The organism is Leisingera sp. CC-HEC093 (genome assembly GCF_059429195.1).
Genome location: NZ_JCAIJR010000001.1, coordinates 708,245 through 724,897, shown reverse-complemented (window position 1 = coordinate 724,897; position 16,653 = coordinate 708,245). Strand labels below are relative to the sequence as shown.

24 protein-coding genes are annotated in these 16,653 nt (G+C 62.5%); all 24 read left to right on the top strand.

Going from position 1 to position 16,653, the window contains the following annotated elements:
- Nucleotides 1-66 precede the first annotated feature (66 nt).
- The 24 genes from AC5STB_RS03550 to AC5STB_RS03435 all read left to right on the top strand — a co-directional run bounded on the left by AC5STB_RS03550 (nucleotide 67) and on the right by AC5STB_RS03435 (nucleotide 16,642).
- The gene (locus AC5STB_RS03550; protein WP_495441609.1) at nucleotides 67-1,110 is read left to right on the top strand and encodes a succinylglutamate desuccinylase/aspartoacylase family protein; all 1,044 of its coding nucleotides are present in this window, start codon (nucleotides 67-69) and stop codon (nucleotides 1,108-1,110) included.
- A gap of 202 nt (nucleotides 1,111-1,312) precedes the next feature.
- On the top strand, nucleotides 1,313-1,513 hold the full coding sequence (gene rpmC, locus AC5STB_RS03545; protein WP_019297994.1) for a 50S ribosomal protein L29: 201 nt from the start codon (nucleotides 1,313-1,315) through the stop codon (nucleotides 1,511-1,513).
- A 12-nt stretch (nucleotides 1,514-1,525) separates the two neighbouring features.
- Nucleotides 1,526-1,756, top strand: a complete 231-nt coding sequence (gene rpsQ, locus AC5STB_RS03540) for a 30S ribosomal protein S17 (protein WP_058289472.1) — start codon at nucleotides 1,526-1,528, stop codon at nucleotides 1,754-1,756.
- 100 nt (nucleotides 1,757-1,856) lie between these two features.
- A complete protein-coding gene (rplN, locus tag AC5STB_RS03535; protein WP_005621870.1) occupies nucleotides 1,857-2,225 on the top strand; it encodes a 50S ribosomal protein L14 in 369 nt (122 codons plus the stop codon).
- 2 nt (nucleotides 2,226-2,227) lie between these two features.
- On the top strand, nucleotides 2,228-2,533 hold the full coding sequence (gene rplX, locus AC5STB_RS03530; RefSeq protein ID WP_495441608.1) for a 50S ribosomal protein L24: 306 nt from the start codon (nucleotides 2,228-2,230) through the stop codon (nucleotides 2,531-2,533).
- Nucleotides 2,533-3,096, top strand: coding sequence for a 50S ribosomal protein L5 (rplE, locus tag AC5STB_RS03525; protein WP_495441607.1), 564 nt, complete (start codon nucleotides 2,533-2,535; stop codon nucleotides 3,094-3,096). The genes rplX and rplE overlap by 1 nt, the downstream gene beginning before the upstream one ends.
- A 20-nt stretch (nucleotides 3,097-3,116) precedes the next feature.
- Nucleotides 3,117-3,422, top strand: a complete 306-nt coding sequence (gene rpsN / locus AC5STB_RS03520; RefSeq protein ID WP_222480476.1) for a 30S ribosomal protein S14 — start codon at nucleotides 3,117-3,119, stop codon at nucleotides 3,420-3,422.
- Nucleotides 3,423-3,435: 13 nt separating this feature from the next.
- On the top strand, nucleotides 3,436-3,828 hold the full coding sequence (rpsH, locus tag AC5STB_RS03515) for a 30S ribosomal protein S8 (RefSeq protein WP_019297998.1): 393 nt from the start codon (nucleotides 3,436-3,438) through the stop codon (nucleotides 3,826-3,828).
- A gap of 12 nt (nucleotides 3,829-3,840) precedes the next feature.
- Complete coding sequence (gene rplF, locus AC5STB_RS03510) at nucleotides 3,841-4,374, top strand: 50S ribosomal protein L6 (RefSeq protein ID WP_495441606.1); 534 nt, start codon at nucleotides 3,841-3,843, stop codon at nucleotides 4,372-4,374.
- Nucleotides 4,375-4,385: 11 nt separating this feature from the next.
- Nucleotides 4,386-4,745, top strand: a complete 360-nt coding sequence (rplR, locus tag AC5STB_RS03505; RefSeq protein WP_495441605.1) for a 50S ribosomal protein L18 — start codon at nucleotides 4,386-4,388, stop codon at nucleotides 4,743-4,745.
- Between the two features lie 116 nt (nucleotides 4,746-4,861).
- Nucleotides 4,862-5,431 (top strand): 30S ribosomal protein S5, encoded by a 570-nt coding sequence (gene rpsE / locus AC5STB_RS03500; protein ID WP_495441604.1) that lies wholly within the window; start codon nucleotides 4,862-4,864, stop codon nucleotides 5,429-5,431.
- Between the two features lie 13 nt (nucleotides 5,432-5,444).
- Nucleotides 5,445-5,633, top strand: a complete 189-nt coding sequence (gene rpmD, locus AC5STB_RS03495; protein WP_495441603.1) for a 50S ribosomal protein L30 — start codon at nucleotides 5,445-5,447, stop codon at nucleotides 5,631-5,633.
- A 179-nt stretch (nucleotides 5,634-5,812) separates the two neighbouring features.
- On the top strand, nucleotides 5,813-6,739 hold the full coding sequence (locus AC5STB_RS03490; RefSeq protein WP_495441602.1) for a hypothetical protein: 927 nt from the start codon (nucleotides 5,813-5,815) through the stop codon (nucleotides 6,737-6,739).
- A 185-nt stretch (nucleotides 6,740-6,924) separates the two neighbouring features.
- Nucleotides 6,925-7,137 carry a DUF1127 domain-containing protein gene (locus AC5STB_RS03485; protein WP_495441600.1) on the top strand — a complete coding sequence of 71 codons (213 nt, stop codon included), beginning with the start codon at nucleotides 6,925-6,927 and terminating at the stop codon, nucleotides 7,135-7,137.
- A 262-nt stretch (nucleotides 7,138-7,399) separates the two neighbouring features.
- The gene (locus AC5STB_RS03480; RefSeq protein ID WP_495441599.1) at nucleotides 7,400-7,615 is read left to right on the top strand and encodes a DUF1127 domain-containing protein; all 216 of its coding nucleotides are present in this window, start codon (nucleotides 7,400-7,402) and stop codon (nucleotides 7,613-7,615) included.
- 685 nt (nucleotides 7,616-8,300) lie between these two features.
- Nucleotides 8,301-8,771 (top strand): 50S ribosomal protein L15, encoded by a 471-nt coding sequence (gene rplO / locus AC5STB_RS03475; RefSeq protein WP_495441598.1) that lies wholly within the window; start codon nucleotides 8,301-8,303, stop codon nucleotides 8,769-8,771.
- Nucleotides 8,772-8,881: 110 nt separating this feature from the next.
- Nucleotides 8,882-10,246 carry a preprotein translocase subunit SecY gene (gene secY / locus AC5STB_RS03470; RefSeq protein ID WP_260017153.1) on the top strand — a complete coding sequence of 455 codons (1,365 nt, stop codon included), beginning with the start codon at nucleotides 8,882-8,884 and terminating at the stop codon, nucleotides 10,244-10,246.
- The gene (locus AC5STB_RS03465) at nucleotides 10,243-10,890 is read left to right on the top strand and encodes an adenylate kinase (protein WP_495441597.1); all 648 of its coding nucleotides are present in this window, start codon (nucleotides 10,243-10,245) and stop codon (nucleotides 10,888-10,890) included. The genes secY and AC5STB_RS03465 overlap by 4 nt, the downstream gene beginning before the upstream one ends.
- Nucleotides 10,891-10,962: 72 nt before the next feature.
- Complete coding sequence (locus AC5STB_RS03460; RefSeq protein WP_495441596.1) at nucleotides 10,963-11,358, top strand: hypothetical protein; 396 nt, start codon at nucleotides 10,963-10,965, stop codon at nucleotides 11,356-11,358.
- A gap of 224 nt (nucleotides 11,359-11,582) precedes the next feature.
- Nucleotides 11,583-11,951, top strand: a complete 369-nt coding sequence (rpsM, locus tag AC5STB_RS03455; protein WP_495441595.1) for a 30S ribosomal protein S13 — start codon at nucleotides 11,583-11,585, stop codon at nucleotides 11,949-11,951.
- A 15-nt stretch (nucleotides 11,952-11,966) separates the two neighbouring features.
- A complete protein-coding gene (gene rpsK, locus AC5STB_RS03450) occupies nucleotides 11,967-12,356 on the top strand; it encodes a 30S ribosomal protein S11 (protein ID WP_264212196.1) in 390 nt (129 codons plus the stop codon).
- 113 nt (nucleotides 12,357-12,469) lie between these two features.
- Nucleotides 12,470-13,486: a DNA-directed RNA polymerase subunit alpha gene (locus AC5STB_RS03445; protein ID WP_019298014.1), complete on the top strand. Its 1,017-nt coding sequence runs from the start codon at nucleotides 12,470-12,472 to the stop codon at nucleotides 13,484-13,486.
- A gap of 132 nt (nucleotides 13,487-13,618) precedes the next feature.
- Nucleotides 13,619-14,047: a 50S ribosomal protein L17 gene (rplQ, locus tag AC5STB_RS03440; RefSeq protein ID WP_019298015.1), complete on the top strand. Its 429-nt coding sequence runs from the start codon at nucleotides 13,619-13,621 to the stop codon at nucleotides 14,045-14,047.
- Between the two features lie 171 nt (nucleotides 14,048-14,218).
- On the top strand, nucleotides 14,219-16,642 hold the full coding sequence (locus AC5STB_RS03435) for a CHASE3 domain-containing protein (RefSeq protein ID WP_495441594.1): 2,424 nt from the start codon (nucleotides 14,219-14,221) through the stop codon (nucleotides 16,640-16,642).
- Nucleotides 16,643-16,653: the final 11 nt, after the last annotated feature.

Below are 16,653 nucleotides of genomic sequence, written 5' to 3'. Positions count from 1 at the left end.
CGCGCCGCAATTGTAAAAGCGCACAAGGTCGCTTAGCGTCCCGGAGCGGCACTGCGGGAGGTATTCATGGCGCGGCGTTCCCCTTTTGAAATCGGCGGCTTCCACATCCCGCCTGGCACCCGCCGCACCGTGGACTTGCCGGTGAGCGTGCTGTCGGACCACACGCCGGTCACCATGTCCGCCCATGTGATCCATGGCGCGGAGGCGGGGCCTGCGCTGTTCGTCTCTGCCGCCATCCATGGCGATGAGGTGATCGGGGTGGAAATCGCCCGCCGCCTGCTGCGCAGCCGCCAGTTCACGCGCCTGAAGGGCACCCTGATCGTGGTGCCGATCGTCAACACCTTCGGCTTCCTCAACCACTCCCGCTACCTGCCGGACCGGCGCGACCTGAACCGCTGCTTTCCCGGCAGCGAAGGCGGCTCGCTGGCCAGCCGCCTGGCGCATTTGTTCATGACAGAGGTGGTGGCGCGCTGCGATCTGGGCATCGACCTGCATTCCGCCGCCATACACCGCACCAACATGCCGCAGATCCGGGTGTCGCCCAAGTCGCAGGAGACGCTGGGTTATGCCGATGCTTTCGGCGCGCCGGTGGTGATCCGCTCCGCCCTGCGCGACGGCAGCTTGCGCAAGGAGGCGCAGAAGGCGGGCGTCGATATCCTGCTCTATGAGGCGGGGGAGGGGCTGCGGTTTGACGAGCAGTCAGCCCGCGCCGGCGTGGCCGGCATCCTGCGGGTGATGCACGCGCTTGGCATGATCCCCGAGGACGGCGTGCCGCTGGCGGAGGCGGTGCCGGTCAAGGCCAGCGACAGCAGCTGGGAGCGCGCGCCTGCAGGCGGGCTCTTGCGCGCCTACAAGTCGACGGGAGAGATGGTGGAGGAGGGCGACGTTCTGGGCATCGTCGCCGACCCCTTTGGCGAGGAGGAGATGGAGCTGACCGCCAGCCAGCCGGGCCTGATCATCGGCCGCGCCAACATGCCCATCGTCAACGAGGGCGATGCCCTGTTCCACATCGCCAAAGTGTCCGCGCCGGAGGAGGCCGAGGACCGCATCGAAAGCCTGAACGCGCAGCTGGACGGTGCGGCGATGTTCGATGAGGATGAGATCATCTGACAGCCCCCGGCGGCCGTCCAATCTTTCCCTTGCCCCTAACCCCCGTCTCCTCTATAGGGACCCATCGCTTGTCCCTAATCCGCTTTGGACCCGGGCCAAGTGATTCTTTTTTGCCGCGTCATCGGCGCGGTTGACATAACCCACCAGGTAACAAGGTGACCCGCTAGGGGCCTTCTGGTGCTTTGGACAAGGAACAAAGGCGATGAACGCCAATGATCTGCGCGAGAAGACCGTGGATGAACTCCGCGATATGCTCGCATCCCTGAAAAAAGAGAGCTTCAACCTGCGTTTTCAGCAGGCGACCGGTCAGTTGGAATCGACCTCCGGCATCAAAGCGGCCCGCCGCAATGCTGCACGCGTCAAGACCATCCTGAACGAAAAAGCTGCAGCAGCAGCTGAATAAGGAGCTACTCGAATGCCCAAACGTATCCTGTCTGGCGTCGTGACCTCCGACGCAAACGCTCAGACCGTAACCGTTTCCGTTGAGCGCCGCTTCACGCATCCGGTTCTGAAGAAAACCATCCGTAAGTCCAAGAAATACCGGGCTCACGATGAAAAGAACGCTTTCAAGGTCGGCGACTCTGTACGCATCATCGAATGCGCGCCGAAATCGAAAACGAAACGCTGGGAAGTTCTGGAAGCCTAAGAGTCTCATCCGAGACTCCTGGCGACTGGGCTGAAAAGCAAAGTCGAAACCCTGGGGGATCACGCCACGCATCGGCGCCCCATAGGTCGGGAGAAACCACATGATCCAGATGCAAACAAATCTGGATGTAGCTGACAACTCCGGCGCCCGCCGAGTTCAGTGCATCAAGGTTCTGGGTGGCTCCAAGCGTAAATACGCATCCGTAGGCGACATCATTGTCGTTTCGGTCAAGGAAGCCATCCCGCGCGGCCGCGTGAAAAAAGGCGACGTCCGTAAGGCCGTTGTCGTGCGCACCGCCAAAGAAGTCCGCCGCGAAGACGGCACTGCAATCCGGTTCGACCGGAACGCAGCCGTTATCCTGAACAACAACAACGAGCCGGTCGGTACCCGTATCTTTGGCCCGGTTGTTCGTGAACTGCGCGCGAAAAACTTCATGAAGATCATCTCGCTTGCTCCGGAGGTGCTGTAATCATGGCTGCTAAACTCCGCAAAGGCGACAAGGTCGTCGTGCTGGCCGGCAAGGACAAGGGCAAAGAAGGCACCATCGCCTCTGTTGACCCGAAAGCCGGCAAAGCCGTTGTCGAAGGCGTGAACATGGCGATCCGCCACACCCGCCAGTCGCAAAACGAACAGGGCGGCCGTCTGCCCAAAGCACTGCCGATCGACCTGTCGAACCTGGCACTGCTGGACAGCAACGGCAAAGCAACCCGCGTCGGCTTCCGCGAGGAAGAAGGCAAGAAGGTGCGCTTCGCCAAGACCACCGGGGAGACTGTCTGATGCTTGACGCTGCAACCTACACCCCGCGCCTGAAAACTCTCTACAAGGACACCATCCGTGGCGCCCTGAAAGAAGAGTTCGGCTACAAGAACGACATGATGCTCCCCAAGCTGGAGAAAATCGTTCTGAACATCGGCTGCGGCCGCGCTGCTGTCAAAGACAGCAAAAAAGCGAAATCCGCCCAGGCCGACCTGACCGCGATTGCGGGCCAGAAGGCTCTGACCACCGTGGCAAAGAACTCCATCGCCGGCTTCCGCGTTCGCGAAGGCATGCCGATGGGTGCCAAGGTGACCCTGCGCGGTGACCGGATGTACGAATTCCTCGACCGTCTGATCACCATCGCGATGCCCCGTATCCGCGACTTCCGCGGTGTTTCGGGCACCTCCTTCGACGGCCGCGGCAACTATGCCATGGGCCTGAAAGAGCACATCGTGTTCCCGGAAATCGACTTTGACAAGATCGATGAACCCTGGGGCATGGACATCGTGATCGCCACCACCGCGAATACCGACGCGGAAGCAAAGGCGCTGTTGAAAGCTTTCAACATGCCCTTCAACAGCTAAGCGCGGGAAGGATAGAGACCATGGCTAAGAAAAGCATGATCGAACGCGAGAAGAAGCGCGAGCGCCTGGTGGCTAAGTACGCCGCAAAGCGTGCCGAGCTGAAAGAAATTGCAAACGACGAATCCCGTCCGATGGAAGAGCGCTTCAAGGCGCGTCTGAAACTGGCGAAACTGCCGCGCAACTCGTCGGCAACCCGTTTGCACAACCGTTGCCAGCTGACCGGCCGTCCTCACGCTTACTACCGTAAGCTGAAGATCAGCCGTATCGCGCTGCGCGAGCTGGGTTCTGCTGGCCAGATCCCCGGCTTGGTGAAATCGAGCTGGTAAGGGAGAGACTGATATGAACGATCCTATCGGCGATATGCTCACCCGTATCCGTAACTCTCAGATGCGCGGCAAATCCACCGTCATGACTCCGGCTTCCAAGCTGCGGGCATGGGTGCTGGATGTGCTGGCGGACGAGGGCTACATCCGCGGTTATGAGAAGATGACTGGTGAAAATGGCCACCCGGCTATCGAAATCAGCCTCAAGTACTTCGACGGCGAACCTGTCATTCGCGAGCTCAAGCGGGTTTCCAAGCCCGGCCGCCGCGTTTACATGGGCGTCAATGACATCCCGTCGGTCCGCCAGGGCCTGGGCGTGTCGATTGTCTCCACCCCCAAGGGTGTGATGTCGGACGCGAACGCACGCGCAGCCAACGTTGGCGGCGAAGTGCTTTGCACCGTCTTCTAAGGAGGCCTCGCAATGTCCCGTATTGGTAAGAAACCGGTCGAACTGCCCAGCGGCGTGTCCGCTTCGGTATCCGGCCAGACCATCGAAGTGAAAGGCCCGAAAGGCGCCCGCACCTTCACCGCAACCGACGACGTCACCCTGTCCGTGAACGACAACGTTGTCACCATCGAGCCGCGCGGCAAGTCCAAGCGTGCCCGTCAGCAGTGGGGCATGTCCCGCACTCAGGTGGCCAACCTCGTGACCGGCGTGACCCAGGGCTTCAAGAAAGAACTGGAGATCCAGGGTGTGGGTTACCGGGCGCAGATGCAGGGCAACACCCTGAAGCTGAACCTGGGCTACAGCCACGACGTCGACTTCGTTGCGCCCGATGGCGTCACCATCACCGCACCGAAGCAGACTGAAATCGTTGTGGAAGGTATCGACCAGCAGCAGGTGGGCGAAGTAGCGGCGAAAATCCGCGACTGGCGCCGTCCCGAGCCGTACAAAGGCAAGGGCATCCGCTACAAGGGCGAATTCATCTTCCGCAAGGAAGGCAAGAAGAAGTAAGGACCAGCAAAATGGCAAACAGCAAACGTACCCTGTTTCTGAAGCGCCGGCTGCGCGTCCGGAACAAGCTTCGCAAAGTGAACGCGGGCCGTCCGCGTCTGTCCGTGCACCGTTCGAACAAGAACATCTCTGTTCAGTTGATCGACGACCTGCGCGGCGTGACAGTGGCCGCCGCTTCGACCCTGGAAAAAGATCTCGGTGTTGTCGGCAAGAACAACGTCGAAGCCGCGACCAAAGTGGGCGCAGCGATCGCCGAGCGCGCGAAAGCGGCCGGCGTGACCGAAGCTTACTTCGACCGCGGCGGCTTCCTGTTCCACGGCAAGGTGAAGGCTCTGGCCGACGCTGCGCGTGAAGGCGGCCTGAAGATCTAATCCCCTGCGGGCGGCCTTTCCCGGGCCGCCCCGATGATCCGGGAACCCGGACCCGTTCCGGGTTCACCAAGGATCGGAAAAAACAGGCGCCTAGCGCCCCATGAAAGGAATGCCTGATGGCAGAACGTGAAAACCGCCGCGGCCCCCGCCGCGAGCGTGAAGAGGCACCGGAATTTGCAGATCGCCTGGTTGCGATCAACCGCGTGTCGAAAACCGTAAAAGGCGGTAAGCGCTTTGGCTTCGCAGCCCTGGTTGTCGTTGGCGACCAGAAAGGCCGCGTGGGCTTTGGCAAGGGCAAGGCGAAAGAAGTGCCCGAGGCGATCCGCAAGGCGACCGAGCAGGCCAAGCGCCAGATGGTCCGCGTGCCGCTGAAAGAGGGCCGCACCCTGCACCACGACATGTCCGGCCGTCACGGCGCAGGCAAAGTTGTGATGCGGACCGCGCCTGAAGGTACCGGTATCATCGCAGGTGGTCCGATGCGTGCCGTGTTCGAGATGCTGGGCATCAAGGACGTGGTCTCCAAGTCGATCGGCTCGCAGAACCCCTACAACATGATCCGCGCCACCCTGAACGGCCTGTCCAAAGAGCAGAGCCCGCGTTCGGTGGCTCAGCGCCGCGGCAAAAAGGTCGCCGACATCCTGCCCAAGCGGGACGAAGCACCGGCAGCTGCCGAAGCTGAAGCGTAAGGAGTAGAGAGACATGGCAAAAACCATCGTCATCAAGCAGATCGGCTCGCCGATCCGCCGCCCCGCCAAACAGCGCGCAACCCTGGTTGGCCTGGGCCTGAACAAGATGCACAAGACCCGCGAGCTGGAGGACACCCCCTCCGTGCGCGGCATGGTCAACTCGATCCCGCATCTGGTTCAGATCATCGAAGAGCGCGGCTAAGCCTTCTTTTCGACCTGACTTTGGAAAACGCCTCCGGTCCGCCGGGGGCGTTTTTCGTTTCTGCAGGCCGTGGCTGTATGTCATGGCGGCCGCGCCCGGGGCGGTGCAGGAGTATTGTGCCGCAACCTGTGCGTGGTATGCCTGAGTGCAATCTACCAGAAGCCAGCAGGAAACCAGCAATGACCGATCCGGCCCGCGACCCCGTGAGAAGAAGCGCCAGACCGGCTGCATGTGCGCTTGCCGGCCTGTTCCTGCTGTGCGCCGGGGTCTTTGGCCTGTTCGGGCGCAGCGACTGGAACCCGCTTGTATCTGCGGCGGAGAGCACGGCAGAGGATATCGCGGCCTCCTCCGTCGCGGTTTATGTTTCGTTGCGTGCAATCAACGCCGCGCTGTCCACGGCGCAGGAAATCGAGGTGGGCGCGTCCGTCGTCGGGCAGGCGAGCCTGCAGCCGCTGAAGGTGCTGGAACCGGTTGACGACACGGTGGAGCGCGTTGCCGATGCAGTCTTTCTCGTCGCGGCAGGGGCCGCGTTGGCCACGGTTGGTTTGGCGCCCGTGGTTTCCGTTGGCCTGATTCTGCTGGGGGCCGGGCTGCTGGGCCGTGCTGCAGCGGGCCCGTATCCTGCTTTGGCCGGGGCGGTGACGCCGCTTTGCAACAGGGGGATTGCCCTGGGCTGTGCGGTTGGCCTTGCCATGCCGCTGGTCTTCGCCCTTGGTGTCTGGGCCGGAGAGCGGGCCACCGCTGCACAGATGAACGCTGCGATGGCAGAGTTGGACGCAATCGCGCAGCAGGCGAAAATTCTTATCGGAGCGGAGGAAAGTGCCGCTGCCGAAACCGCCGCGGATGTGGAGGGCGATGCCGGGGTGCTGGACTGGCTGAGCGGCCAGATCTCCGGTGTCAGCGAAGGTATAAGCGGGGTTTTCGAGCAGAGCGGCCGGTACCTTGAGGCAGCGCAGGTCTTTGTGGAGGAGGCGGACTCTATCCTGCGATCATCCCTGACGTTGATCGGCATCTTCACGCTCCGGATGCTCGTGCTGCCGGTCTTGATGCTCTGGGGCGCGCTGTCGCTGCTCCGGGCCGTTCAGCGCCCCGGCACCGGCGGCTGATACCCTGACCAGGCTGCGCAAGCGGAGAGGGCAGGGCCGCCAAGGCCCCTTGCAATGCCTGCATAGCGGGCAGTCCGATCCGGCAATTGTTATCGCCAACGGAGTTTCCTATTTCAGTGTCACAGCAAACGACCAAGCACGGACCGCCGGGAATAGGCCCGGCTGCACAGACAAGGAACGTTACCATGGCACATGTTATCAGCACCGCACACAGCTCCCACAGCCTCACCGCCCGCATCCGCGCGGCAGTTGACGGCGTGCTGGAGGCCTGGGCCCAGAACCGCGAATACAACCGCACCTTCAACGAGCTGAACAGCCTGAGCGACCATGAGCTCTCAGACATCGGCGTGCGCCGCAGCGACATCGCCGACATCGCGCGCCAGCACGTCTACGGCTAAGAATTCCCTTTTCCCGGGCGCTCCTCTCCTCCTCTCTTCATGCCCGGGCCAAAGCGCCTCTGCCCTGCCGGGCGGGGGCGTTTTCTTTTGGCAGGCATCAAGATCCCTCACGCAATCGTGCTATGCGTGCACCGCATAGCCGCCAGACCGAAGCGTGCGTTGTGCAGGTCCGGGGCCATCCTTATTTCCCTGTCACTTCAGACGAACAGATCAAGCGACGCGCCAGAGGCACGCTTTGGCAGCGCAGCAAGGAACAAGAACAATGGCTTATTCAACTCTCACCGCGCCGGTTTCCGCCGGCATCCCCGCCCGTCTGGCAGGCATTCTGTCCGGCCTTTACCGGAACTGGCAGCTGCGCCGCGAATACCGGCAGACCGTCCACGCCCTGCGTGCCCTGTCCCCCCGCGATCTGGCCGACATCGGGCTCAGCCGCTGCGCCATCCCTGGCGCCGCCCGCGAGCACGTCTACGGCAAGTGATCTCCCTGGCCGGCTGACGGATCCTCCTCCCTCTCCAACAGCCCGGCCCAAATGCGCCCCTGCCATCCCGGCGGGGGCGTTTTTGTTTCGTGAGCAAGAAAACACCGCCCGGCTGACAGGCCGGGCAGCGCCCGTCCCGCCCCCGTCAAACCGAAGGTTTGCCTCCGGCAAAACGGGGCGGGCGCTGCCCTTGAACATTGCCGAAGCCGGAGTGCCAGAATGGTTTCTGACTAGCCTGTTGCGCGCCTGCCGTATCCAGCGTACGCACCGCCTACGGGGCTTTAACCCGGCTCTGGCAATATCATCCCCGGTCATGATCACCCGCCGGACCTGACACCTCCGGCACCTGGAACTGGGCTCCGGACTGGCACCCGGAGCGCGCGATACGCGTATTCGCATGGGGGCACCCCCCATCCCATCTCCACCCCGGCGGCGCCGCCACCCTTTAACGGACGGCCCTTGACGGAACGGACACAGACAGGCAACGCGACACGCAACCGGCAGGGCAGGGGCCTTGGCGGCCCCGGTGCATGCCCAGTGGCCGGGCCTGGCCAATGGGCTTGATCCCGCTCCCCAACCCGTCTATAGGCACCCGGTGGCGTTCTGCGCCACGGAATCACCAATCAAGAAACGCCGCGTTTGGCCCATTCCGCTTCGGGGGCCACATCCGGCAAGGAGAAGCGACATGAAACTTCACGAACTGCGCGACAATCCCGGCGCCGCCAAGAAACGCACCCGTGTGGCCCGTGGCCCGGGTTCCGGCAAAGGCAAAATGGGCGGCCGCGGCATCAAAGGCCAGAAATCCCGTTCGGGTGTCTCGATCAACGGCTACGAAGGCGGCCAGATGCCGCTCTATCAGCGTCTGCCCAAGCGCGGCTTCAACAAGCCGAACCGCAAAGCATACGCCGTTGTGAACCTGGGCCTGATCCAGAAATTCATCGACGCAGGCAAGCTGGACGCAGCCTCCATCACCGAGGATTCGCTGGTTGAATCCGGCCTGGTGCGCCGCAAGCTGGACGGCGTCCGCGTCCTGGCCAAAGGCGAAATCACCGCCAAAGCAACCATCGCAGTCACCGGCGCATCCGCTGCTGCTGTTGACGCTGTTGCAAAAGCCGGCGGCACTCTGACTGTGGCAGCCCCCGCCGCCGCAGAGTAACGGCTTGTGAGCGGCGCAAATGCCGCTTACATAGTCCTCAGTTTTCCTAGAACGCCGCCCGAGCCGGAAAACGGTTCCGGGCGGCGTTTCGCTAAAGAAGAGACCTTTTCATGGTATCAGCAGCAGAACAAATGGCGGCAAACACCAGCTGGGCTGCCCTTGGCAAGGCTACGGATCTGCGCAACCGCATCCTGTTCACCATCGGCCTTTTGATTGTCTACCGCCTGGGCACCTTTATTCCGGTTCCCGGCATCGACGCAGCCGCCCTGCGCCAGTTCATGGAGCAGGCAGGCCAGGGCATCGGCGGCATGGTGTCGATGTTCACCGGCGGCGCGCTTGGCCGCATGGGGATCTTTGCCCTGGGCATCATGCCCTATATCTCCGCCTCCATTATCGTTCAGCTTCTGACCTCGATGGTGCCTTCGCTTGAGCAGCTCAAGAAAGAAGGCGAGCAGGGCCGCAAGAAGATCAACCAGTACACCCGCTACGGCACCGTGGCGCTGGCGACTGCACAGGCCTATGGCCTGGCCGTGTCGCTGGAGCAGGGCGACCTGGCGACCGATCCGGGCATGTATTTCCGCATGGCCTGCATGATCACCCTGGTCGGCGGCACCATGTTCCTGATGTGGCTGGGCGAGCAGATCACCCAGCGCGGCATCGGCAACGGCATCTCGCTGATCATTTTCGTCGGCATCATCGCCGAGGTTCCGGCCGCGATTGCCCAGTTCTTCGCCTCCGGCCGCTCCGGCGCGATCAGCCCCGCCGTGATCATCGGCGTGATCCTGATGGTGGTTGCGGTGATCATGTTCGTGGTCTTCATGGAACGCGCGCTGCGCAAGATCCACATCCAGTACCCGCGCCGCCAGGTCGGTATGAAGGTTTATGACGGCGGCTCCTCGCATCTGCCGGTCAAGGTGAACCCGGCGGGCGTGATCCCGGCGATCTTCGCCTCCTCGCTCTTGCTGCTGCCGACCACCATCTCGGCGTTCTCCTCGGGCGCGGCGACCGGTCCGGTGATGTCCTGGCTCCTGGCCAACTTCGGCCCCGGCCAGCCGCTGTACCTGTTGTTCTTCGTCGCGATGATCGTGTTCTTTGCCTATTTCTATACCTTCAACGTCTCCTTCAAACCGGATGACGTGGCAAACAACCTGAAGAACCAGAACGGCTTTGTCCCCGGCATCCGCCCGGGCAAGAAGACCGCTGAATACATCGAGTATGTGGTCAACCGCATCCTGGTTCTGGGCTCCGGCTATCTGGCCCTGGTCTGCCTCCTGCCGGAGGTCCTCCGCGGCCAATTCGCCATCCCCGTATATTTTGGCGGCACGTCCGTTCTGATTGTGGTATCCGTCACCATGGACACAATCCAGCAGGTGCAAAGCCACCTCCTCGCGCATCAGTATGAGGGCCTTATCGAGAAGAGCCAGCTGCGCGGGCGGAACAAGAAACGGACAAAACGGGGACCCTCTCGCCGATGACCAATATTATCCTCCTTGGCCCGCCTGGTGCGGGCAAAGGTACGCAAGCGCGTTACCTGGTTGAATCCCGCGGCATGGTGCAGCTCAGCACCGGCGACATGCTGCGGGAGGCCCAGACCTCCGGCACTGAAATGGGCAAGAAAGTTGCCGCCATCATGGCCGAGGGCAAGCTGGTCACCGACCAGATCGTGATCGGCCTGATCCGCGAGAAGCTGCAGGGCGGCGCCGAGGGCGGTTTCATCTTCGACGGATTCCCGCGCACCCTGGCCCAGGCCGACGCGCTGGCCAAGCTGCTGGATGAGATGGACCTCAAGCTCGACGCGGTGATCGAGATGCAGGTTGATGACGACGCGCTGGTCGCCCGCATCACCGGCCGCTCCACCTGCGGCGGCTGCGGCGAGGTCTACCACGATCAGACCAAGCCCTGGCCGGCGGACGGCAAATGCGCCAACTGCGGCAGCACCGACGTGCAGCGCCGGGCGGACGACAATGAGGACAGCCTCAAGACCCGCCTGATGGAATACTACAAAAAGACCTCGCCCCTGATCGGGTACTACTACGCCAAGGGCAACCTCCAGCGCCTGGACGGCCTCGCCTCGATCGGGGAAGTCCGCAAGAGCATGGCCTGGATCATGGGCGAATAAACCGCCCTGTTTACCGGATCTAAGTGCCCCGCGCTGCAAAGCTGCGGGGCATTTTCATTTCCGGAGGCCCCGATGCCCGCACGCCGACTGCAACTGACAACCACCTTTGCCGCAATAATTGCCCTGTCCGGCCCGCTGTCTGCACAGCAGCTTTACCTGGACGACGCCGCCGCCTGCGACCGGGTGCTGATCAGCGAGGACGGAATGCTGGATTATGCCGCCGAGGGCGGTTTGATTCTGGACAGCAGCGGCTTCAACTCGTTGGAGTATTTCTGCAGCTTCCAGCCGCCCATCCGGTTCGGCCAGCGCACGTACAGCGTAACCGACCATCAGGGCCGCTGCGAACTGCCCGGCCCGCAGTATTTTCCGCAGTTGTTCACGGTTGTTATGGATCCGGAGGACCCCGGCACGGTATCCATCTGGATGGGCGAGCCGGAGCCGCTGCGCTTCTTTGCCTGCAGCAGCTGACCGGGCACGGGGCAGGGGGGCGGGATTTCGCAGATCACGGGTTGACCCCCGCGGCAATTCCACATAGGCAACCCCATCCCTTCTGGGAATGATTCCCGGCGGATGGATTCGTCTGTCTGCCAAACCACCTCGAAATGCTGGACCCTCTGGCCACACTGCCACGGTCAAGTGTTGTGAAAAAAGGTTCCGGCGCTACGGAACCGCAACGAAAAGGAAAGTGACACGTGGCACGTATTGCCGGCGTTAACATCCCGACTGCAAAGCGGGTTCCCATCGCCCTCACCTATATCACCGGTATCGGCAACACCTCGGCGAAAGCAATCTGCGAAGCCGTTGGCATCGATCCGACCCGCCGTGTGAACGAACTGTCCGACGCTGAAGTCCTGGCCGTGCGCGAGCACATCGACGCCAACTTCACTGTCGAAGGCGACCTGCGCCGCGAAGTTCAGATGAACATCAAGCGCCTGATGGACCTCGGCTGCTACCGTGGCCTGCGCCACCGCCGCAACCTGCCGGTCCGCGGTCAGCGTACCCACACCAACGCCCGCACCCGCAAGGGCCCGGCAAAGCCGATCGCCGGCAAGAAGAAGTAAGGGAGGGTTCGATCAATGGCACGTGATAAGACTCGCGTTAAGCGCAAAGAACGCAAGAACATCGCCTCCGGCGTTGCTCATGTGAACTCTTCGTTCAACAACACCAAAATCCTGATCTCCGACGTGCAGGGCAACGCGATCTCCTGGTCGTCCGCCGGCACCATGGGCTTCAAAGGCTCGCGGAAATCCACTCCTTACGCGGCTCAGATGGCTGCTGAGGACGCGGGCAAGAAAGCCCAGGAACACGGTGTGAAGACCCTGGAAGTCGAAGTTCAGGGCCCCGGCTCTGGCCGTGAATCGGCTCTGCGCGCACTGGCTGCTGTCGGTTTCAACATCACCTCGATCCGTGATGTGACCCCGATCGCGCACAACGGCTGCCGCCCGCCGAAGCGCCGCCGCGTCTAATTCGAATTTTTTGCTGGGGCCCCGCTTGATTCGCAGGGCCCCAGTGCGTCATTTAAACCTCGGGCGTCCTTGGCCTTTTGGACATGGGGCAGGGACAGGAATGGAGGGAACGCATGATCCATAAGAACTGGGCAGAGCTGATCAAGCCGGCACAGCTGGAAGTGAAGCCGGGCAACGATCCTGCACGCCAGGCAACTGTCGTCGCAGAGCCGCTGGAACGCGGTTTCGGCCTGACCCTGGGCAACGCGCTGCGCCGCGTCCTGATGAGCTCGCTGCAAGGCGCCGCCATCACCAGCGTGCAGATCGACAACGTCCTGCACGAGTTTTCGTCTGTGGCCGGTGTCCGTGAAGACGTCACCGACATCATCCTGAACCTCAAGGGCGTGTCCCTGCGCATGGAAGTCGAAGGCCCCAAGCGCCTGTCGATCAATGCCAAGGGCCCGGCCGTTGTCACCGCTGGCGACATCGCCGAGACCGCCGGCATCGAGGTTCTGAACCGCGACCACGTGATCTGCCACCTGGACGACGGCGCCGACCTGTTCATGGAACTGACCGTGAACACCGGCAAAGGCTATGTCTCGGCAGACAAGAACAAGCCGGAAGACGCACCGATCGGCCTGATTCCGATCGACGCGATCTACTCGCCGGTCAAAAAGGTCTCCTATGACGTTCAGCCGACCCGTGAGGGCCAGGTTCTGGACTATGACAAGCTGACCATGAAGGTGGAAACCGACGGCTCCATCTCCCCTGACGATGCTGTGGCTTATGCCGCCCGCATCCTGCAGGACCAGCTGTCGATCTTCGTCAACTTCGACGAGCCGGAATCGGCCGGCCGCCAGGACGAAGACGATGGTCTGGAGTTCAACCCGCTTCTGCTCAAGAAAGTGGACGAGCTGGAACTGTCTGTCCGTTCGGCAAACTGCCTGAAGAACGACAACATCGTCTACATCGGCGATCTGATCCAGAAAACCGAAGCCGAGATGCTGCGCACCCCGAACTTCGGCCGCAAGTCGCTGAACGAGATCAAAGAGGTTCTGTCGGGCATGGGCCTGCACCTCGGCATGGACGTCGAGGACTGGCCGCCGGACAACATCGAAGATCTGGCCAAGAAGTTCGAAGACAGCTTCTAAGAGATTGGGCGGCCTTATGGGCCGCCCGAAATGCCCCGGCTGCGGGGGAAGTCCCGGGCATCTGCCCCAAGGAGAGCGGCTGACACGCATCAGCCGCCTGACAAAGCAAAACGCAAGATAAGGATTGAAACAATGCGTCACGCACGTGGTTACCGCCGCCTGAACCGTACTCATGAGCACCGCAAGGCCCTGTTCTCCAACATGGCCGGCTCGCTGATTGAGCACGAGCAAATCAAGACCACCCTGCCCAAAGCAAAAGAACTGCGCCCGATCATTGAAAAACTGATCACCCTGGCGAAACGCGGCGATCTGCACGCCCGCCGTCAGGCAGCTTCCAAGCTGAAAGAGGACAAGGACGTCGCGAAACTGTTCGAGGTTCTGGGCCCGCGCTACAAGGACCGTCAGGGCGGCTATGTCCGTGTCCTGAAGGCCGGCTTCCGCTATGGCGACATGGCTCCGATGGCCATCATCGAGTTCGTCGACCGCGACGTTTCCGCCAAGGGTGCTGCCGACAAGGCCCGCCTGGAAGCAGAAGAAGCAGCTGCTGAAGCAGACGAATAAGACGCACTGAACCTTTCGGGTTCACCTGTCTGGCCCCCGCTCCAACCAGAGCGGGGGTTTTTCTTTACGTGACGGCAGCACGGTGCGTTTCAGATTCACTTTCCAGGTGAAAGGGAATCGTAATTTTCTTCTGGCTTAACTTTGCCATCCGAAAACTCCGGGACAGATGTGATGGCAAAAAATCAGACTTCCGCGGCCAGGCGGTTCTCACTGGCAAACCTCAGCACCAAGGTGAAAATCGTCTCCGTTGCGGTGCTGCCGCTGTTTCTGGTGCTTGGGGTCGGGGTTCTGGCGGTCTTCAACCTGGGCCGGATGGATCAGTCCGCCAAAGCCGTGGACCACACCCAGGAAATCCTGACCGGTTCACAGTCCTTGGCAGAGGCTGCCTCGCAGATGGAGGCGGGGCTGCGCGGCTACCTTCTGGCGGGGCGCGAGGAGTATCTGGTCCCCTTTGAGGACGGCAAGGCCCGTGTTGCCGGAACCCTGGCCAGTCTTCGCAGCCTTGCCGGCGGCGATGCGGACATGCTTGCCACATTGGACGAGGCAGAGCAGATCCTGACCGGCTGGCAGGAAAACGTAGCCTCCGGCGCCATCGAATTGCGCCGGCAGATCGGCGACGCCATGAGCATGAACGACATGGCGGACGCGGTGAAGGAATCCAAGGGCCGGGTCCTGTTTGAGGAGTTTCGCGCCGAAGTCGGTAAAATCATTGAGGATGAGGAGGTGGAGCTCGCCAACCGCCGCAACATTTTCTCCTCGCTGGTGAATGCTGGCATTGCCGATCCCGACTATCTCAGCACCTCGCTGGGTGAAGTGGAACGCGCGCATGAGGTGATCAGCACCGCCAAGGACCTGCTAGCCGCCGCCGTTGATATGGAAACCGGCGTGCGCGGCTTTCTTCTGGCAGGCGACCGGGCGTTTCTCGATCCCTATATGGAGGGCAACGAACGCTTCAACGAGATTATGGCCGACCTGCGCGTGGCATTCACCGACAAGCTGATGCAAACCAACCGGCTGAATGCGGTGGCAGAGATTATCGGCAACTGGCGCAATGACGTGGTTGTGCCGATGCTGCAGCTGCGCCGGGTGATCGGCAGCGCGGCCACCATGGACGACATGGCGGACCTGGTGGCTGAGGGCCAGGGCAAGGCGTATTTCGACAGCTTCCGTGAAACCATGGCAGCCTTGCAGGCCGCAGGCACAACGGAAATGGCCGAGCGCCGCGCCGCGAATGAGGCGCTTGGCGCCCAAACCCGTACCATGATCCCTGCCGCCATCGGTGGCGCCATCCTGATCGGTGCGGTTATGGCCTTCCTGATCGCCACCGGCATCGCTTCCGGTATCCGCCGCATCGTGGTGTCGATGCGCGGCCTGGCAGAGGGCAACAACGCAGTGGAGATCCGCGGCCAGAACCGCGGCGACGAGGTCGGCGACATGGCCCGCGCGCTGGAGAAATTCCGTGATGAACTTGTGCGGATGCAGGAAGCCGAACAGCAAAAGGCGCAAAGCAAGGACGCTGAGCTGGCCGGCGTGGTCCAGCAGCTGAGCGAGCGGCTGTCGCGGCTGGCGCATGGTGATCTGACCGTCCGCATCGCCGAAGAATTCCCGGAAGAATACGAGCAGCTGCGCGCCGACTTCAACGGCTCGGTCGACAATCTGAACGCCACGGTGCAGCAGGTGATCACGGCCGCCGCCAGCATCCGCAGCGGCGCCGCCGAGATCAGCCAGGCCTCCGACGACCTGTCGCACCGCACCGAAAGCCAGGCTGCAACGCTGGAGGAAACCGCCGCGGCAATTGATGAGCTGACCGCCTCGGTGAAATCTGCGGCTGAGGGCGCGCGCAATGTGGAAAGCACTGTGCGCGAGGCCCGCCAGGAGGCTGAAAGCAGCGGTGAGGTTGTGCAGGAAGCAGTCTCCGCGATGAGCGGGATCGAGAACAGTTCCAACAAGATCTCCCAGATCATCAGCGTGATCGACGACATCGCCTTCCAGACCAACCTGCTAGCCCTGAACGCAGGCGTCGAGGCCGCGCGGGCGGGCGAGGCGGGCCGCGGCTTTGCGGTGGTCGCCTCTGAGGTCCGGGCGCTGGCGCAGCGGTCCTCCGATGCGGCGATGGAGATCAAGACGCTGATCTCCGACAGCTCCCGCCAGGTGGACCAAGGCGTCGACCTGGTCGGCCGGGCCGGCACCGCGCTGCAGTCCATTGTGGGCCGGGTCAGCCATATCTCGCAGCTGGTCTCGGATATCGCCGAAGGCGCAGAGGAGCAGTCCACCGGTCTGCATGAGATCAACACCGGCGTCACCCAGCTCGATCAGGTGACCCAGCAGAACGCCGCAATGGTGGAGGAAGCCACCGCCGCAGGGCATTTGCTGAACAGCGACGCGATGAAGCTCGCCGATCTGGTGGCGCGGTTCCAGGTCGACGGCAGCGCGGCTGCGCCTGCGGCCCCGGCAGCCCCCATGGCCCCGGCGGCGGCAGAGGCCCTGCCCACCGCCCACGGCGGCGAGGACTGGGAGGTCGAGGCCAGCCCGGTGTCAGTGGCAATGGCGCCGGCAGAGGGCAACGCCGCCCGCGATCTGTGGCAGGACTTCTGAGCCCCGCCCTC

Excerpts from the sequence above, each read along its gene's own strand:
- AC5STB_RS03550 (WP_495441609.1), top strand. The coding sequence starts at position 67 with ATGGCGCGGCGTTCCCCTTTTGAAATCGGCGGCTTCCACATCCCGCCT.
- rpmC (WP_019297994.1), top strand. The coding sequence starts at position 1,313 with ATGAACGCCAATGATCTGCGCGAGAAGACCGTGGATGAACTCCGCGAT.
- rpsQ (WP_058289472.1), top strand. The coding sequence starts at position 1,526 with ATGCCCAAACGTATCCTGTCTGGCGTCGTGACCTCCGACGCAAACGCT.
- rplN (WP_005621870.1), top strand. The coding sequence starts at position 1,857 with ATGATCCAGATGCAAACAAATCTGGATGTAGCTGACAACTCCGGCGCC.
- rplX (WP_495441608.1), top strand. The coding sequence starts at position 2,228 with ATGGCTGCTAAACTCCGCAAAGGCGACAAGGTCGTCGTGCTGGCCGGC.
- rplE (WP_495441607.1), top strand. The coding sequence starts at position 2,533 with ATGCTTGACGCTGCAACCTACACCCCGCGCCTGAAAACTCTCTACAAG.
- rpsN (WP_222480476.1), top strand. The coding sequence starts at position 3,117 with ATGGCTAAGAAAAGCATGATCGAACGCGAGAAGAAGCGCGAGCGCCTG.
- rpsH (WP_019297998.1), top strand. The coding sequence starts at position 3,436 with ATGAACGATCCTATCGGCGATATGCTCACCCGTATCCGTAACTCTCAG.
- rplF (WP_495441606.1), top strand. The coding sequence starts at position 3,841 with ATGTCCCGTATTGGTAAGAAACCGGTCGAACTGCCCAGCGGCGTGTCC.
- rplR (WP_495441605.1), top strand. The coding sequence starts at position 4,386 with ATGGCAAACAGCAAACGTACCCTGTTTCTGAAGCGCCGGCTGCGCGTC.
- rpsE (WP_495441604.1), top strand. The coding sequence starts at position 4,862 with ATGGCAGAACGTGAAAACCGCCGCGGCCCCCGCCGCGAGCGTGAAGAG.
- rpmD (WP_495441603.1), top strand. The coding sequence starts at position 5,445 with ATGGCAAAAACCATCGTCATCAAGCAGATCGGCTCGCCGATCCGCCGC.
- AC5STB_RS03490 (WP_495441602.1), top strand. The coding sequence starts at position 5,813 with ATGACCGATCCGGCCCGCGACCCCGTGAGAAGAAGCGCCAGACCGGCT.
- AC5STB_RS03485 (WP_495441600.1), top strand. The coding sequence starts at position 6,925 with ATGGCACATGTTATCAGCACCGCACACAGCTCCCACAGCCTCACCGCC.
- AC5STB_RS03480 (WP_495441599.1), top strand. The coding sequence starts at position 7,400 with ATGGCTTATTCAACTCTCACCGCGCCGGTTTCCGCCGGCATCCCCGCC.
- rplO (WP_495441598.1), top strand. The coding sequence starts at position 8,301 with ATGAAACTTCACGAACTGCGCGACAATCCCGGCGCCGCCAAGAAACGC.
- secY (WP_260017153.1), top strand. The coding sequence starts at position 8,882 with ATGGTATCAGCAGCAGAACAAATGGCGGCAAACACCAGCTGGGCTGCC.
- AC5STB_RS03465 (WP_495441597.1), top strand. The coding sequence starts at position 10,243 with ATGACCAATATTATCCTCCTTGGCCCGCCTGGTGCGGGCAAAGGTACG.
- AC5STB_RS03460 (WP_495441596.1), top strand. The coding sequence starts at position 10,963 with ATGCCCGCACGCCGACTGCAACTGACAACCACCTTTGCCGCAATAATT.
- rpsK (WP_264212196.1), top strand. The coding sequence starts at position 11,967 with ATGGCACGTGATAAGACTCGCGTTAAGCGCAAAGAACGCAAGAACATC.
- AC5STB_RS03445 (WP_019298014.1), top strand. The coding sequence starts at position 12,470 with ATGATCCATAAGAACTGGGCAGAGCTGATCAAGCCGGCACAGCTGGAA.
- rplQ (WP_019298015.1), top strand. The coding sequence starts at position 13,619 with ATGCGTCACGCACGTGGTTACCGCCGCCTGAACCGTACTCATGAGCAC.
- AC5STB_RS03435 (WP_495441594.1), top strand. The coding sequence starts at position 14,219 with ATGGCAAAAAATCAGACTTCCGCGGCCAGGCGGTTCTCACTGGCAAAC.